General features: G+C 33.8%; 14 protein-coding genes. 5 read left to right on the top strand and 9 right to left on the bottom strand.

Translation table 11 applies throughout. The features are described 5' to 3' along the window. Positions 1 to 75: 75 nt before the first annotated feature. From flxY to OO775_RS02000, 4 genes are read right to left on the bottom strand one after another with little or no spacing between them, the layout of a single operon-like run. On the bottom strand, positions 76 to 1,374 hold the full coding sequence (gene flxY / locus OO775_RS02015; protein ID WP_373874539.1) for a flexirubin biosynthesis putative acyl-CoA ligase FlxY: 1,299 nt from the start codon (positions 1,372 to 1,374) through the stop codon (positions 76 to 78). Beyond that, positions 1,334 to 3,034, bottom strand: a complete 1,701-nt coding sequence (locus OO775_RS02010; protein ID WP_264845341.1) for a C45 family autoproteolytic acyltransferase/hydrolase — start codon at positions 3,032 to 3,034, stop codon at positions 1,334 to 1,336. Before OO775_RS02010 ends, flxY begins: the two co-directional genes overlap by 41 nt. Before the next feature lie 5 nt (positions 3,035 to 3,039). Next, a complete protein-coding gene (locus OO775_RS02005) occupies positions 3,040 to 4,554 on the bottom strand; it encodes a phytoene desaturase family protein (RefSeq protein ID WP_264845340.1) in 1,515 nt (504 codons plus the stop codon). A gap of 11 nt (positions 4,555 to 4,565) precedes the next feature. Next, a complete protein-coding gene (locus OO775_RS02000; RefSeq protein ID WP_264845339.1) occupies positions 4,566 to 8,078 on the bottom strand; it encodes an MMPL family transporter in 3,513 nt (1,170 codons plus the stop codon). Positions 8,079 to 8,507: 429 nt separating this feature from the next. Between OO775_RS02000 and OO775_RS01995 the strand changes: the two genes are divergently transcribed. The 5 genes from OO775_RS01995 (at position 8,508) to OO775_RS01975 (ending at position 13,100) form a co-directional block, all read left to right on the top strand. After that, entirely contained in the window at positions 8,508 to 9,314 is an 807-nt protein-coding gene (locus OO775_RS01995) for a hypothetical protein (protein WP_264845338.1), read from the top strand. A 21-nt stretch (positions 9,315 to 9,335) separates the two neighbouring features. Further along, positions 9,336 to 10,136 carry a hypothetical protein gene (locus OO775_RS01990; RefSeq protein WP_264845337.1) on the top strand — a complete coding sequence of 267 codons (801 nt, stop codon included), beginning with the start codon at positions 9,336 to 9,338 and terminating at the stop codon, positions 10,134 to 10,136. A 27-nt stretch (positions 10,137 to 10,163) separates the two neighbouring features. After that, the gene (locus tag OO775_RS01985) at positions 10,164 to 11,285 is read left to right on the top strand and encodes a thiol-activated cytolysin family protein (RefSeq protein ID WP_264845336.1); all 1,122 of its coding nucleotides are present in this window, start codon (positions 10,164 to 10,166) and stop codon (positions 11,283 to 11,285) included. A gap of 34 nt (positions 11,286 to 11,319) precedes the next feature. After that, positions 11,320 to 12,450 (top strand): thiol-activated cytolysin family protein, encoded by a 1,131-nt coding sequence (locus tag OO775_RS01980; RefSeq protein WP_264845335.1) that lies wholly within the window; start codon positions 11,320 to 11,322, stop codon positions 12,448 to 12,450. A gap of 77 nt (positions 12,451 to 12,527) precedes the next feature. After that, entirely contained in the window at positions 12,528 to 13,100 is a 573-nt protein-coding gene (locus tag OO775_RS01975; protein WP_264845334.1) for a hypothetical protein, read from the top strand. A 31-nt stretch (positions 13,101 to 13,131) separates the two neighbouring features. On the opposite strand, the gene OO775_RS01970 is transcribed toward OO775_RS01975, so the two are convergent. The 5 genes from OO775_RS01970 to OO775_RS01950 form a co-directional block, all read right to left on the bottom strand. Continuing rightward, the gene (locus OO775_RS01970; protein ID WP_264845333.1) at positions 13,132 to 13,806 is read right to left on the bottom strand and encodes a YARHG domain-containing protein; all 675 of its coding nucleotides are present in this window, start codon (positions 13,804 to 13,806) and stop codon (positions 13,132 to 13,134) included. Between the two features lie 99 nt (positions 13,807 to 13,905). Beyond that, positions 13,906 to 15,426 (bottom strand): MFS transporter, encoded by a 1,521-nt coding sequence (locus OO775_RS01965; protein WP_264845332.1) that lies wholly within the window; start codon positions 15,424 to 15,426, stop codon positions 13,906 to 13,908. Positions 15,427 to 15,543: 117 nt separating this feature from the next. Continuing rightward, positions 15,544 to 15,756, bottom strand: coding sequence for a PLP-dependent transferase (locus tag OO775_RS01960; RefSeq protein ID WP_264845331.1), 213 nt, complete (start codon positions 15,754 to 15,756; stop codon positions 15,544 to 15,546). 102 nt (positions 15,757 to 15,858) lie between these two features. Further along, on the bottom strand, positions 15,859 to 16,383 hold the full coding sequence (locus OO775_RS01955; protein WP_264845330.1) for an acyl-CoA thioesterase: 525 nt from the start codon (positions 16,381 to 16,383) through the stop codon (positions 15,859 to 15,861). Between the two features lie 7 nt (positions 16,384 to 16,390). Then, the coding region (locus OO775_RS01950; RefSeq protein WP_264845329.1) for an SPOR domain-containing protein at positions 16,391 to 16,761 on the bottom strand (371 nt) is incomplete at its 5' end.

The following is a 16,761-nucleotide window of genomic DNA, read 5'->3' as shown; positions in this document are numbered from 1 at the left end:
GTAATAAATTTGTTTGCAAAAATACAAATTTGTACCTATTTATTTTTTAAAAAAAGTATTTTATTTAAAAATTGATTACAGATTTTCTTTTCTTTTGTCTATAAAATGAACAGGTTTACGTCTGTTAGGAAGATAAATTGATTTTTCAAGAGTTTCTACATTGTAAAATTCTATTTTGGGAACAACGCGTATTTTAGCTCGGAAATGATTTCGAATAGCTTCTTCTAATTCAGATGATGGCGTGTTTGTTCCTATTTTTATCAGAATTTCGTCAGTCCAAACTTCATTGGTGCTTATTTCAATTATATAATTTTTCACTTCTTCAAAATAAGCCAAAAGTTCCATCAGAGCAGGCGGATACAGAGTTGTTCCTTTATATTTAATCATTTGTTGTTTTCGACCAAGTACGGGACTTATACGAGCTGTTGTTCGCCCACACGAACAAGACTCGGAATGCATTGTGACCATATCACCTGTACGGAAACGAATAAGAGGCATTGCCTCTATACCGAGTGTAGTAATAGTTAATTCGCCACAAGTACCTTCTGGAACAGGAAAACCTTGATTATCAATAACTTCTGTAATGATAAGTTCAGGGTGATGATGCCCTCCTTGTAAGGCATCACATTCTGTAAAAGTGGTACTCATTTCGGTAGAAGCATAAGTTGAATAGAGTTTAATATTCCACAAATCGGTAATGCGCTTTGTTAGAGCATTGGGAGAAAAATCTTGTCCTCGAAGCGATTCACCAATACAGATTACTCCTTTGACAGAACTTTTGTTAAAATCAATATGATTCTTCTGTGCATACTCTATCATTTTTAGCAAAAAAGAAGGAATAGCGATAAGGTATGTGGGTTTGTATTTCAGTATTGAATCCCATTGCATTTCAGGGATACCTGCGCCCACACGAATAATACTAGCTCCCAATTTGCGAATACCTAAAAAATATGCCAATCCTGCCATAAATCGACGATCAATTGTTGTCATTAGTTGTACAATATCGCCTTTTTGTATTCCTGCACAAGAAAGCGATATGGCTTCGTTGTAGGCAAGTCGGTCTAAATCGCGGTCAGTTACACCAAATGTAACAGGAGCACCCATTGTTCCAGAAGTTGTTGCATAATCAATTATTTCTGAGGGAGATACACACAAGAAATCATTATTGAATTGTTGCAAATCATCTTTGGAAGTAGTAGGAATTTGTTGTAAATCTTCTAAGGTACGAATTTGTTTCGGATCAATATGATAAGAAGCAAAAAGTCGTTTGTAATAAGGTGAATGCAAACTTACATAAGTCATCAGTTCGCGTAGTTTGGCTTCTTGCAAAAGTTTAATTTCTAAACTTGATTTTTTTTCTATCTCTGGTATCATTTTCAATATGTATTTTTCGCTGTATATTGAGTTGTTTTTTTTCTATTTTTTTGCGTTCAAAGGTTGATGGGATTTCTTTGCTAAGAGCTTGTTGAAATTGTAAATACGAAGCTCTATACCAGCCTTTTGAATAATAATATTCACCCACTTTAGCATATACTTTCCACAGATTTGGATTTAGTTTCTGATAAGCGTGTATTTGTTCTTGTGAAATTTTCTTTTTCTGTGAAATAGCCTCTTGTAGCACTTGTTCTTCGATGCGATATTTCTGATAATCTTCGTAGGTTTGTGTTTGCAAAAAATCGTCCGCAGGCAGTGATAAATCTTCTTTTTCGCCCGAAGTATAAACGATTTCATTTTTTGAGAAAATTTCTTGTAAATCGTATGCTACAAATTCTCCCAATTGGTATGGATTGGTAGAAACCCACATAAGTCTGTCTTCGGGTTTGAAAATAACAGCATGATGTGCCAAAAGTTGATTGAGTGCCTTTTCGTTGCCATAGCCAATATTTTCTCCTGCAAGTCCTTCGGTATTACGCAGTATTGAAGCCATTATTTCAGGAGTAATTGTTTTGTTTTGTTTAATGAGTTCTTCCAATTTTTTGTATCGATATACCGAGTGGCTCTCTTGCATTTGTTGCAAATTATTTTTATCATTTTGGTAGGTATCACTTTGGAAATGATTAGTACAAATAAGGGCTTGCTTGGACGGATTTACTTGAAATACATCTATTTTTTTTGGAGATATTTCAATCAGTACCACTTTCCCATCTTCAATACTGCTAATCATTATAGATTCTGAAACAAAAATTGAGCGTTTGCGAGCAATTTCAATAGCTTGTTCAGTAGTTGATGCATATTGTAAAATCTCTCGACAAAGAAGTGAAATGGGGGTTTTTGCTTTGAATGGTAGGTCTGATTTTCCAGTATTGATAGTAATAGTAAGTCCGCTAAGATTCATACCCGAAAGCACACCTATCATACCTGCCCACGACACCGATGCAAACGGAATACCCTCTGTGGGGGTGATAAAATGTACCACTTTATTTTGTGCAAAATCATCTCCTATGTAAAAATCTAAATTGCGTCCAAGTAACATTTTCCCATCAGCAGTTTTATCGCCCCAAACTGCCAAAGAAGAACAGCCCACAAGAGCCAAGTCACTTAGAGCATGCCCTAAGTCGTGAGTTGCGTGCAAATACATACTACGTGCATAAGCGGGCGCTATGAAATCGAACCGAGAAGAACCATAACGAGAAACCCCATAGAGTTCAACCCGATAAGGCTCTATAATATGCTCAGGAAGCTCTTTCATAAACCACGTAAGGAATATTCGTAATAATTTCTGTTTTGCCAAAGAAGGAACAAAATTATTTATTTTTTGAAAAAAAATACTATCTTGCCTGTGATAAAGGGGTTCTAATAAAGCACCTGTTGAAAGTCCTAACTGATACGGATTGCCAGAGGCGTATAACTCCCACATTTTGTGTTTATTACGGATAACGTAATCTTTCCCGAAGGTACGTAAGGTATCGGCTCGAACTTCTATTTGTGGGACAATAACGGAATAATCTTTTAGGTTAGGTGCTGTATTATGATGTTGAATTACACCACACGAAGTGAATAGTAAAAGAAGTATGTAACAAAATTTTAATTGCATCAGACCTAAGATTTTCGTATTTTTTCAATTAAAAAATTGCCTTTACCCAATATATGTGAACAAGTACGTATAGCTCCAATAGTAACCCCAAACAAACCGTGCATATTGACCGTTTGTCCTGTTAGGAATAAGTTAGGAATGTGTGTATTAGGCAAAATGAAATTATTCATCGGGAAGTCAGCTTCTTTGGTGTATCCGTACATACTTCCGTGCGAAGTGCCTATATAGTCTCGATATGAAAGCGGAGATGATGTATAAATTTTGTTTATACATTGACGAATATTGGGGAATTTTTTTTCAACTAAACAGATGAGTTCTTCTACTTTTTGCTGCTTGAATTTTTCATAATCATTTCCGCGTGATTGTTCACAAGTTTTTGTGTTAAATGTTGATTCCCATTGTTTTACCTGTTCAAATGACATATAGGTTAGAATACTAATACTTTCTGACCAATTAGAATGCTCTTTGGAAGGGTTCATCGTAAGCAAATAGGAAGTAAAGTGCAGACATTGAGCGGCATTCCAAACATGCTCTTTTTTATCAAAATAATAAAAATTACTCAAATAATATGGGAACGTATTGGGTTTAAGAGTAATATGTAAAGAAAAAGCAGCGCTAATGGGTTTTAATCGCATAATACGATTGTAATATGCTTTTTTGAAACGTTCTTTTCCAGCCAAAAGAAGTGTTGTTTTTATATCAATATTTGAAATAAAAAGAGTTCCATAAAATGTTTTTCCTTGGGTTGTTTGAACCGCTTTTATATTTTTCTCGTCGTATAAAAAATGAGTTACTTGGTTATGTTTGAACAAATCTACGCCGTGTTTGCGTAGTTCTTTGATAAGCAAATTGGTTATCTGTGCACCTCCTTTTTTGCATCGCCACGCACTTTCTATGTACGAATTGACCGAAAGTGCATGTACGTACAAAGGTGTTTGCGAGGAAACACCTCCGTACAAAAAGCTCGTTCCGGTCAAAACCGCTTGTAGGTGTGTATTCGATGTTAATTTTTTAATATATGCTTCCAATTTGATTGAAAAAATATCAAGATTATCATAATATTTTTCTGATTTTAGTCGATATAGCGGAAATTTATCACAAATATCTTGCAAAGTACGGCAATAATATTCAATAGCTTTTTGTTCAGAAGGAAAAAAAGAAGTTAATTGTTTAATAAAATTGGTATATCCTTGTGCATATGGATATTCAATAGGGTCATCGCCAAAACAGATATAATCAAAACCATCAGGATTTAAGGGTTGTAAATCAAGTTTATCCATAATTCCGGCATACTTAAAACATTTGTTAAGGATTTGATTTTCAGATAAACTTCCTAAATAATGAACCCCTGTATCGAATAGAATTTTGTCCCGAACGAAGCACTGCAAATTTCCTCCATACTGATTATTTTTTTCCAAAACGCAAACACGCTTGCCTTCTTTGGCTAAGATAATAGCCGACATCAGTCCTCCTAATCCGCTTCCTATGATGACAACATCGTATTTTTGATTTGAACTCATTTTGTGATATTTCAGTTATAAATTATTTTTTCTATGGTAAAATCAGGGTAAATAATCACGTCAAAATTTTCAGTAGGTGGCGTACTCAAATAAGTGATTGTTCGTATTTTTGTAATGTATGATTGCTCGGCAATAGCACGCTTGGTATCATCGGTAATTATAGTTGTTATTTTTCGTTGGCTATCCGATATTGCTAGCAAAAAATCAAGCTGTCCGTAATCATCAGCAAATCGAAGAATACGTGCATTAGGCGAAATTTCTTGATTGAGTTTATGATAAATTTCTTTGTTTTGTTCAAAATCTTTTTTAACAAAACTTACAATAGCATTTTCTTTATATAAATAGTTTAAAAACAACTTTTTACGAAAATAATTAGCATCTTCCAAAGACATTCGTATTTTTGTAAATTCTTCTCGAACATATTGATTGATACGCTTGGTTCTTTCGGTATAATTTGTTCCAAAGCGCGCATCATTTGAAGCGATAGGTTTGCCCATAGTTAAAGTTATTGCTCCGTCGTATATAATAAAATCACCTTTGGGTTGAACTTCCGAATTGCCGTGAATGTACAATGGAATAATATCAAGCCCATAGTGTTCTGCCAAGAAAAAAGCTCCTTTATGAAAACGTTTAATGTGATTGGTTTGAGAGCGACTGCCTTCGGGAAAAATCATAAGCGAAAAACCTTCTTGTACTTTTTGTTTAAGTGTTTCAGTAGCTTCACCAACACCTTGTGATACGGGATAAAAACCCATTTTTTTGACATAGTTACCAAAAATTGGCGATTTATAGACCCAATCATTAACCAAATAAATTATCCGATAGGTAAGCATTGAGATAGTAAGTGTATCAAGCCACGAGGTGTGATTGGCTATAAGCATTGATGGTTTTTTCAAAATAGTTTTGTCATAACAACAAACACGTTTTCTAATAAAAGGAGCAGAATATAATACCGAAATTAAAAAGCTAGCAGCTATCTTGCGTATCCACATGTTTTTTCGAGAAAATTTGTGAAACAAAAGAATAATATTTGATAACAAAATAACTCCAATCACATAGTATCCGATTGAAATAATTGCCTGCAATAACAAACGTAATGTAATAGGCGACTTTCCTGAAAGTGGTCTTTTGAATATAAACCATCTGAACAAGGTAGGATAGAAAATAAAAGTGATAAGTAAGGCAGTACATATTCCGATAAGTGATACCCAAGCAACCGATTGTAAAGCTGGGTGTTTGGCAAAAATAAGAACACCAATGGCCAATATAGTCGTTATTGAAGCAAGTAGTACCGATACTTTATACACAGGAAGTTCATTTTTGCCAGTGGTATATTGTTTTTGTAATGCACACGTCATAAAAATACTAAAATCAACAGCATGTCCCAAAACTAATGTGCAAACAATCATGCTGAATATATTAAATTCGATATGTAACCAATTCATCAGCGCTGAAGTAACTATTCCTGTAACTATTATTGGCAACATTGTCAAAATTACCAATTCGATACGTTTGAAAAACAAAAACAAAATTACGAAAATCGCTATAAATGAATACGTTATAAGTCCAGAAAAATCATCTTTGAGTTTTCCTAAGAAAGTTTCGTTCAGGTGTTTTCTATCGATAAGTATTGTATTTGAAGGTGTTTTTTCTGCCAGACTTGCTTGCGAGGCTTCATCGGTTTTTACGATACTGACCATAGTATAAAATCCGTTTTTGTTGGAAATAAAATCGTCCCACGGAATGGCTTTTATTTTAACATATTCATCCATAGAAATAGGTGAATATTTTGTAGAAATTAGGTCAAAAAAATCTTGATACGTATGAGGGGCAAAGCCTACTTTTTTGCCATATTCTATAAGGTGATTTTGTACAAATGTTTTATTTTGTTCGTCCCAAAACTGATTCCAGCGAGCAATGCGTTTTTGTTGTTCTTGCTCAGAGAGAACAATTTCTGCCAAGGAGCTAAATTGTTGTATATCACCATTTTGCTTCCATTGGCTTAGTGTTTGATGCAATTTGTAATTCTCTTGCAAAACACTATCCCAAGTTGTCCCGTAAGAAACCATATAGAGCGACTTGGTCTGTAAGTGCGTGAGCGATTCTAACTTTTGTTGTGCTTGTTTGTAATTTTCGGGCATATAATTAAGTGCCGAAAGGTCTTTGTTAAAACGAATGTTTCGAAATCCGAAAAAGCTGGCAATAATTAGCAATAAGCACCCACTTACAAGCCATTTGTTCTGATGGAACGGATATGCACCTATATTGTCCAAAAATGTTTTTCGCCTGCTGATATGCTCTTTTTTCGGATACAAATGTGGAATGAGAATCAACGCCAAAACAGTTGAAATCAATATGCTGACAAATGCAAAAATACCTAAATCTTTGAGCACTTGCGAATGAACAAAAATCAGGCAAAAGAATGAAATAGCCGTAGTTAAACTACTGAGCATCACAGGAGTAACCACCGAACGATACAAGCTTTCGGGCGAAGAAACTACCTTGTAGTGTGTTAAGATATGCAACGAATAATCAATCGTAACTCCCAGAAGAACAGCTCCTATACTTACCGAAATAGCTGAAATAGTTCCTTTTAGCAAAAATAAAACTACAAAAGCAACCGATACACCAAGCCCCGCAGGAATAAAAATCACAAAAGGCACATAGAAGTTACGATAGAAAAAAACAAGTAGCAAATAAAGCACCGAGAGCGAAACCAAAACAGTGGTAAGTATGTCATTTTTAATCTGTTGTGCATTATTTACCGCTACCAAAGGCGCTCCGAAGAATGTAGAGGAGACTTGGTTTTCGTATTTTTGGTCAAGATGTTTTTGTAACTGATTGATTTTCTCTGCAAAATGCGTATTATGCTCAGTGTCAGTTCCGCTGTATGTAGGTTTGATAAAAAGGAGTAAGCAACTTTGGTCAGCCGTTACGACATATCCGTTAGAGAGGTTCAAATCGGTACCCAAGTTGAGCTGTTGCAACTTTTTGAGTCCTTCAAAGGTAAGTCCCAGCGGGTCTTTACGGATAAAATCACGAGCTACGATACCTGCGGGCGAGAGCAATGTTTTGTAGTGCGCCTCGACCATCGTTTGCAGACTATCAGTAGTTAAACGTTGCTCTATTTTTTGATAGTCAGGCTCGTTCAAAAACAAGGGCAAATGCTTATTGACAAACTGCCAGGTTTGTAGCTTTTCTTGCTCACTTACAACACCTTGTATTTGTGCAACATAGGGCGAATGTTTCAAGCTATCACAGAGTTCATCGGCATATTGTTGCATTTGAGTAAGTGTTCCAGCGGTTTGTTTTTCGATAATGACGGATATTTTATCAGAAAAATTAACTTGTTTTAATACTTTTGTCGTAATATCTGATTTTTCATGTTTAGGAATTACTTGGGTAATGTCTTCTTCAAAACGAATCTGTCCAAAGGCAAATATAGCCATTACTATCCATAGTGTTAATACGATGATACTAAGCCATTTGTATTTGGAAACAAAGTGATATACTTTTAAAAACATTGCACATAGTTAGAAATCGCAAAGTTATAAAAAATAATAAAATACAAACAATTTTTATAAGAAGTGATATTTTTTCAATATTAAAAGTATTATGAATAACATATGTTTATTTTAAAAGGTTTTATTGTGAAAAAAACAGAAAATAATAGATATGTTTTTTGTATTATTTTGATATGGCTGAAAAAAGTGAAAAATTTAATAAGAAAAATTTGCATATGTTTTTTTTTTAGGTTTGCCCCAGAATTTGATAATAAAAATAATTGTATGTCCGTTTAGTGTAATAAATGGTTTTTACTATAATGATTTATCAGAAGCACAAATCATAACTATTTGATTTTGAGTTATTATATTCATTTCTAATTCTTAGATTTTAGCAAATATACTCTTTTATTAGTAATAACGGAGATACAATTAAAAATAAAACGAATTATGAAAAAGTTATATGTTATACCAATGGTGCTATGGGCTGTATGGTCGTGTAGCAAAAGCGATGATACTTCTTCTATGTATAATGCTACGATAGTACAAAACTTTATAGACCCGCTCAAAAATGAGCGAAATATACAAGTAGAAGACTATATACCTTATACGATTACTATCGAAGATAGTCAAAAAGACGAAAATGTAGAGTACCGTTTAACCTCTATATGGGAAGGTAAACCGTTTCACCAAACAATATGGAAAGACTTTGGTTTGCACCTAACGGGTGATGATAAAACACCTCCTGATACCGATAAAAAATATATTTCTTTCTACAAAAGGGGAACACATTCGTTTTATATACGCCCGTATGTACCTGGTACGTTTAAGCACCTATACGAATTACAAAAATATGTAAATGGAAAAGCCGTAGGTAATGCTATAAAACTAAATGTGAATTTTAATGCAGTAAAGATTGAGGTTGGGAAGTCGGAAATTTATAAAGAAAAAAATTATATTATATTTCGTAAGAAAGAAAAAATAGAGAATTATTATTTTAAAATTAATGATGGAGATGAAGAGACAGATACATATTTAAGTAGTAATTCTAATTTAGAACAAAATTATATATTAACTACAAATAAAGGTGATCGGAGTGAAGGGAGATTTAATCCTAATCAAATGAATCGTTTTTTAGAAAAGAACAACGATACTTCGGGGCTTGGTAAAGGGATAAAGCAGATTAAAATAATACAACAATTTTCAGATTTGTCAGAATATATTATAGAGTATCATAATATAAAAACCGATTTATAGTATAAAAATCTAAAATAAACTATGAAAACGATATGGAAACTTTGGGGAATATGTGGGCTGTTTGTACTATTTGTGGCGTGCAATAAGCAAACAGACGAAGCGGATTTTTCGGTAACACTAAGGGAAAATTTTACAGAAATAACTAAAAACAAGGCTAATATACAAGTGGATGATTATATACCCTATGAGCTAACTATTTCAGATGTAGATAACAATGCTAATATAGAATATCGGTTAGTACCAATACGTGAAGGGAATAGCTATCATCAGATACTTTGGAAAGATTATGGTTTGTTTTTAAGTAATACAGACTCAGTCATAAACAACAAACCTGCCTATATTTCTTTTTCGGGTAAGGGAAAGCATACGCTATATATACGCCCGTTAGTACCCGGTACATTTAAGCATACATATGAATTGCAAAAATGGAAAGGCAATCGACAAGTAGGAGATGCTATAAAGATTAAAGAAAATTTTAATGCGGTACGACTGAGTACTTATTATGATAGTTATCATACGAGACGTAGTTGGTTTTTCAAAGTTGATGACGGAGCTAACGATACAGATGTTTATCTTACAGAGCAAAATGTAGAATATGAATGTACTTTTGAAATCATTATCATTACACGAGAAAATATAAAAATGATACGAGAAAAAAGATATGAACTTTTTAGAGAATTCGAGTTTTTAACTCGTGATGAGTTATTTGATAAAGAAGACAAACCAGAGTATATACAAAAATTACAAATCCGTAAAAAACCCAAAGGACTACCCGAATATACAATAGAATACTACAATATAAAAATAAAAAATCATGATTGATACAAATAAAAATTCAAATTTTGTAATATGAAACTAAGAAATTTTAATCCTGTAATAGCCTTACTTATAGGTTTTACAGCAGTAACAGTATCTTGTAATAAGAGCGATAGTGAAGACCTTGGCGAGCGATTGGCAGAGCTTAAAGCAGTCATTTTCCCAGATGAAAGTGGAGAGGTTGTCAATTCTAAGGTTGTAAGAGACTTGGGCAACGGCAAGAAAGAAGTTTTAAAAGAAGTAAAAAAATCTTTTCCGATTGACCCTGTAGAACTTATTGATGAGAAAAATGCTGACGTTATTTACCCTGGTAGCATACTCAGAGGCGACTCGTTTATGGAGGGAGGTCTTGACCCTGTGGTACTGACAGCCCCCAAAGAAATAACCATATCTATCTCCCTACGCGGAAAGGGACTTTCTGTTAAGAAAACATCTATGCCTTCGGTAAGTAATGTTCGCCAACAGATGAATGATTTAATAACCGATAACAAAATTGAACATGATGTAGCTCCATCCTATCTGAACTATTATGCAAATATTGTTGAAACTTCGGCAAGTTTTAACAAAGCTATGCGTACGCACGGAAGAGCAAGTGCTTTGTTTGGGTTAGCAAAAGGTAGTTTCAATCGCGAATTTTCTTTTTCATCATCAAGCAGTTCTAAGTATGTGCTTATCAAAGTACGCCAATTTTTCTATAATATAGCTGTTGACCCTAAGCCGTATGACCAATGGGGCGATATGAACAATAGTAATTTGGGGAGTTATGAACCCGTATATATAAGCAGTGTAGATTACGGGCGTGTAGCGCATTTACTTATAGAAACCAATGAAAGTGCCGAACAGACCCGTAGCAAGGTAGAAGGAGCGCTAAGAGCGGGTTTTTTAGTAAGAGTAAGAGGAGGTTCAACCTCAAATGAAGATTATGCTCGAAGTTTTAATTCATTAAAAAAAGAAATAATAACTCTTGGAGGACCTTTAAAGCAGGGTAAAGCAATCAATGATTTAGATTCATTTATAGACTATTTACATGTACCTAATGCTGAGGAACTTATAAAATCGGCAGTACCGATTAGTTATAAAATCCGTACTGTTAGAGATAATAAAGAGGTACAAGTAAGGACTTTTTACACCGAAAAAATCTCGGTAAGAGAATAAAAATTAACCGAAATATAATTAAAATTTTTTCAAAATGAGAAAAAAAATTTTCATTCCAGCTTTGGTAGCAAGCTTAGTCTTGGCTGTATCTTGTAATAAAGACAATGACAATGGAGGAACTACCAACCTCACCGATCCAGTTGCTATTGAGTTAGCTAAACTTAAAAAAGTAGAATTTCCTGCGGAAGCTTCGCAGATTATTCCTACTACTGATCCTTATAAAGCACAAGGAGGACAGAAGTTAATTACGGAGCGTAAGCAAGTACTACTAAACCCTATGCAATTGGTCAATGAATGGAACCTAGATGTTATTTTCCCCGGAAGCGTACTTCGTGGAGATTCATTCTTGGAAGGGAAATATGACCCAATCGTAATTTCAGGTCCTAAGGAAATTACTCTTTCAGCTTCTTTGCAAGGAAAAGGGTTAGATGTAAAAAAACAATCACTTCCTGTATTGAGTGATGTTCGTCAGAAAATCAATGATTTTAAGAAGGAAAATACAGATAAGATTGACTACGAAAAAGCACCTACTTACATCACATATATTTCTGAAAAGGTAGGCTCTATTAGTAGTTTTAACAAGTCTTTTCACTTACACGTAGGGGTTGATGTGCTTAAAAAATTGGTAGAAGTAGATTTTACATATAATCCTTCTGAGTTTAGAATTAACGGGAAAGAATATGTACTGATAAAAGTAAGACAACCACTTTACAATATTGCTGTTGATCCAAAACAAGCCAGCGAATGGGGAGAACTTAAAAATATAGGAGAAACCGAACCTGTATATGTAAGTAGTGTAGATTATGGGCGTATAGCGCATTTGCTTATCGAAACAGAACGCTCAGCAGAAGAAGTGAAAAGCTATATTGATGCTTCTGTACAAGTAGATGTTGTTAAGATAGTTGATGTAGATGTTAGTGGAACGTATAGAAAAACAGTTAGAGATTGGTTTGCAAAAGGTAAAATAAAAGTAGTTGCCGCAGGGGGACCTCTTAACCATTCTAAGAAAATAGATAGTTATGACTCATTTATCTCTTTCTTAAAAGATCCAAGTGCAAAAGATTTGATAGAATCGGCTGTGCCTATCGGATATAAAGTACGTACGCTTAAAGATAATAAAGAAGTAGAAGTAAGAAAAACAGTTATTGACCAATATTTTCAATAAGAAATAGGAAAATAAACTCTGCTTTAAAGCAGAGTTTATTTTTTTGTTTGATAAAGTAACAAAAGCCCTTTATGCTTATGGATATTAAATTGAAAAATGTACTGCTTATATTTTCTATAAGTATTGTATTGGTAAGTTGCGAGAAATTCGCACAAATGTTTATTGGGAAAGAGCCAATGGTACTCTTTAATCCTAACAAAAGCCTTTTTATTCAAAATGAAAAAAGCAGCTACAAAGTAGGCGATACGCTACGTATTGTGTGCAAATTTCCTACAAAACTTTTTCGTAGCAAAGAAAAAATGAGCAATTATGAGATAGATGTTCATCAAGATGAGGAAATAAAACCTTATTTAAAAAATCTTTTTACTATCAAAGTATGGAATGTAGCTCCTATTGGTATTACGCTTTTCAAAGATAATAAACCAATTATCGAATATATCGAAACGCTTCAATATGTTCCTGTCGAAGATATGTATGTTTCTAGCCCGATTACGATACTACTTTTAGATGGTGTTAAAAGAGGAGAAGAAATTTATTTGAGAAATTATTTATTTATTGATGGGGAAGAAACCATTGTCAGGACAAATGTTCCTTGGGGAAGTATTCGACTTCGTATCTTTGATGAGTTGAAAATAAAAATTGAAGATTAAAACTTTAAAAGTTATCTGAAAAGGTAATTTTTTATTGAGAACTAATAAAATGTACAAATGTAAATTGGTTATTTTCAAACAAAAATTCCCAATCAATGGTAAATTCTTTGCCTTCATCGGGTAGGAGGGTGGTATATTGATTTCTTTTTTCAATAATTTCTGACAATCCTCCCGAATTATACAAAAAATGAATTGAACTGCCTTCTATTCGGAAGATATAATCTGTTTTGGTACGCCCCGTATCAATTGAAAAACGATAATATCCGTTGTTTTTGTAATAATGTGTTTCTTCAAAAGGGATATATTTCAAAATAGCTTGCAAATGTTTTATTTTGTCATTTTCTACAAATTTTGTATACGGAAATCGAAACATACGTTGTAGTTTTTCAGCATCTTTGTTTTGTATCAATTCTTTGAAAATGCGAATGTTTAGTAATAAATCATCACGATTAAGTTCCAATTTTTTTACATATGATTTGAATAATTCTATGTTTTGAGTTTCTATGTCATTAAATATAATATCTTGATTGTTAGTTGGTTGATACCAGCTTTCTCCTACAAAATAGGCTTGGAGGTCAAAGTTCTCAAACGTAAAACCTTTGCGTGCATATAGGTCATTGAGCAGAAATTGAACTTCATCAATACTAAATGCTTGAATTTCTTCAAGCGTAATAATTTCGGTCAGGCAGCGGGAACAATCGTTCAATTTTTGTGCTTTTGTCGAAAAAATGCTAAAAAAAGTAATTAGATACAGGAAATAAGCTCGTTTCATGCGTTTTTGTTTGAAATAAAAATTTAATACAAATCAATTTTTACTATCATCGTGAGTAAAAGGAACAAACTTAGTTATCAAGATGGCAGGAAGAGTCATTATCATTACCAAAATAAAAAATAATTCGTATCCTAAATATGGTGAAAGTACTTCTATTTGATTTCCTAAACCAATGAAAGTAAGTAATTGTTTTTGAACTTGTGTTGTACTGAGGTAACCACTTATCATTCCGGGAATCATAACACCTAAATTCATTAAACTATTAGCAATAGCATAGTGTGCCATTTGGTATTTACCAGGAGCGATCTGTTGCATCATAAATAAAATAAGTCCCACAAAACCAAATCCATAACTAAAATATTCAAAAATGATTCCCGTAGCAATAAGAATCATATTCTCTGGTTGATAAATGGCAAAGAGCAAGTATACAACAAATGGAATATTAAAAATGCAGACTAACGAAAATAATACTTTTTTCAGTCCGAAACGAGAAATATAATAACCTGCCAGAATAGAACCCAATACAAAGGCTACCGCCCCGAAAGTTCCGTATATAAGTCCGTATTGTTCGTTAGAGAGCCCAATGCCACCCAATTGGGGGTTGTCTTTTAAGAAAATAGGTGCAATTTTCATTGCTAATCCTTCGGCAAAGCGGTATAGAAAGATAAAAATAAGATACAGACCAATGTATTTCTTTTTGAAAAATTCTTTAAAAACTAATTTGGTTTCTTTACTTTTGCTTGGAGCGAAAATATCCATTAGTATAAACAAAAAGAAAGTGAAAAGAAGAATTCCACCCAAAAGCAAGAATGTTTGATAAAAATTATTCTGAATAAAAGACGTATTACTCAAAAACCATACAGCACATCCTATGGCTAAGAAACTAATTATTTTTATAGCAATCATTGTTGTGAAAACAGGTTTGAAAGGTTCTTTGTCTAAATTTTTTACCTGACTTTGTGGTAAAAACTTAATGTGATACAACCCAATACCTGCCATAATTATTGCAAAGATAACCATAATGCTTTGCCAAGCTTGTATTTGATTAAAACCTCCTTTGCTTGTAAGCCATCCGGCAAGGAAAACCAAACCACCATTGGCAAGAATTTTTGCCATATTGTAAAACGCTCCCTGCCAACCCGAATATACGCTTTGTGTTTCGGTATCCAATTCTTGCATATACACCCCATCGCCAGCAATATCGTGTATAGAGCCACTTATAGCAATTACTGCCATTAAAGCAAGTGTTATTTTGAAAAAATCAGTAAGTGGGAGTGCAAAAATAATCATCCCGAAGAGTAACGCACTAATAATTTCGGTTAGTACAATATATCGTTTTTTAGTTCCAAATGTTTCCATTATTGGACTAAAAAGCCATTTGAGTGACCAAGGTAGCGTAAGGAGCGATGTCCAGTATGCGATTTCTTCATTGGAAACACCCAAATCTTTAAACATAATAGTAGAGACTAATGATAAGGCAATAAAAGGAATTCCCATAGCGAAATATACCGTAGGAACCCAGAAAATTGGTTTTCTTTTTTTAGTAGAATTCATAGTTTGATTATGTTTGTCAATAATTATATTAGATTCACAATAATAAGGAAAGTTATTTTTCTAAGGTTTGTTTGAAATTGGCGATTAAATCATCAATGTTTTTTAAGTCAGTAGTATCTACAAGGGAAAACCAAAACCATACTTTCCGTTTTCGAGCTTGGCAATAAGTGTTTCACATTTTTTTCGAGTCGGATTAGTTATACGAGCATATTCAAACTCTTGATATTTTACATACTCTTTGATACGAAAGGTTAAGGCCATATTGATACAACTTTGCCATTGATTTACTATTACCATTGTATCTCGCGCCCAGTATAGCTTTTGTTTCAAAACCCATAGGTGTAGAAAATTTAAAAATTAGTTCATTTTTCTTTTATGATACCAAAAATATGGTACCAAGTGTAAAAATTGAATACTAAAAGAGGTAGAAAATCAAGATTCCAATTTATCAAAAAGAACTTTGATTTCGGTAGCTTCGTGAGGTTTTAGTTTTCCTGCTAAGACCAGACTTAATTGTCTTCGTTGTAGGGCTCCTTGATAACGTTCTTTTTCCAAGTCGGTTTCAGGTTCTATTTCGTCAATTTCAATAGGATGTCCGTGGTCATCAACTGCTACAAAAGTATAGATAGCTTCATTGCTTTTTACTCGCCCTCCACGTACGTAATCTTCAACCCAAACATCTATAAAAACTTCCATAGATGTGGTGAAAACTCTTGAAACTGAAGCTTCAATAGTTACAATACTTCCCTGAGATATCGATTTTTTAAAAGCAACATGATTTACCGAAGCAGTTACCACTACACGCCCAGAATGCCGCTGAGCAGCAATACTTCCTGCTCTGTCCATTCGAGCCAACAACTCACCTCCAAACATATTACCCAAAGCATTGGTCTCACTTGGAAGCACCGTATCGGTCAATATTGTTCGTGATTCAAAAACTTTTTTCTTTTTTACCATCAGAAAATTATTTACTAATATACACCCAAGATTCAACGCCTTTGCTATTAAGTTCTTGTTTATAAGCATTGGCATCAGATTGAGCATTAAAACTTTTGTAAGCCACCAAGAACAATCCGCGTGCATTTTTTCCTACTATTGAAGCATTGGCATAACCACTATCTTGCAATTGTTTAACTCGTGTATTGGCATTTTGTTCGGTACTAAAAGCGCCTGCTATTAGGTGATATCCCGAAGTGTTTTTGACCGATTGTACTGTCTGAGTAGAGGAAGTTGTAGATTCTTTACGCGTTTCAACAACTTGAGGTTGTTGTGTAACTTGCGTTGTTGTTTGCTGTTTTTCTAGAGCCTTTTCTTGTGCTTGTTTTTTTCTGATAA

The organism is Capnocytophaga catalasegens (assembly GCF_026005215.1).
In the GTDB taxonomy this organism is placed as follows: Bacteria; Bacteroidota; Bacteroidia; order Flavobacteriales; family Flavobacteriaceae; genus Capnocytophaga; species Capnocytophaga catalasegens.
Note: the sequence above shows the minus strand (reverse complement) of the source record. Positions and strands in the feature narration are given on the sequence as shown.

What these genes read in the sequence shown, in the direction of transcription:
- OO775_RS01955 (WP_264845330.1), bottom strand. Translation starts at nt 16,383, where the DNA reads ATGGTAAAAAAGAAAAAAGTTTTTGAATCACGAACAATATTGACCGAT.
- OO775_RS01990 (WP_264845337.1), top strand. Translation starts at nt 9,336, where the DNA reads ATGAAAACGATATGGAAACTTTGGGGAATATGTGGGCTGTTTGTACTA.
- OO775_RS02010 (WP_264845341.1), bottom strand. Translation starts at nt 3,034, where the DNA reads ATGCAATTAAAATTTTGTTACATACTTCTTTTACTATTCACTTCGTGT.
- OO775_RS01985 (WP_264845336.1), top strand. Translation starts at nt 10,164, where the DNA reads ATGAAACTAAGAAATTTTAATCCTGTAATAGCCTTACTTATAGGTTTT.
- OO775_RS02000 (WP_264845339.1), bottom strand. Translation starts at nt 8,078, where the DNA reads ATGTTTTTAAAAGTATATCACTTTGTTTCCAAATACAAATGGCTTAGT.
- OO775_RS02005 (WP_264845340.1), bottom strand. Translation starts at nt 4,554, where the DNA reads ATGAGTTCAAATCAAAAATACGATGTTGTCATCATAGGAAGCGGATTA.
- OO775_RS01980 (WP_264845335.1), top strand. Translation starts at nt 11,320, where the DNA reads ATGAGAAAAAAAATTTTCATTCCAGCTTTGGTAGCAAGCTTAGTCTTG.
- flxY (WP_373874539.1), bottom strand. Translation starts at nt 1,374, where the DNA reads ATGATACCAGAGATAGAAAAAAAATCAAGTTTAGAAATTAAACTTTTG.
- OO775_RS01975 (WP_264845334.1), top strand. Translation starts at nt 12,528, where the DNA reads ATGGATATTAAATTGAAAAATGTACTGCTTATATTTTCTATAAGTATT.
- OO775_RS01995 (WP_264845338.1), top strand. Translation starts at nt 8,508, where the DNA reads ATGAAAAAGTTATATGTTATACCAATGGTGCTATGGGCTGTATGGTCG.
- OO775_RS01965 (WP_264845332.1), bottom strand. Translation starts at nt 15,426, where the DNA reads ATGAATTCTACTAAAAAAAGAAAACCAATTTTCTGGGTTCCTACGGTA.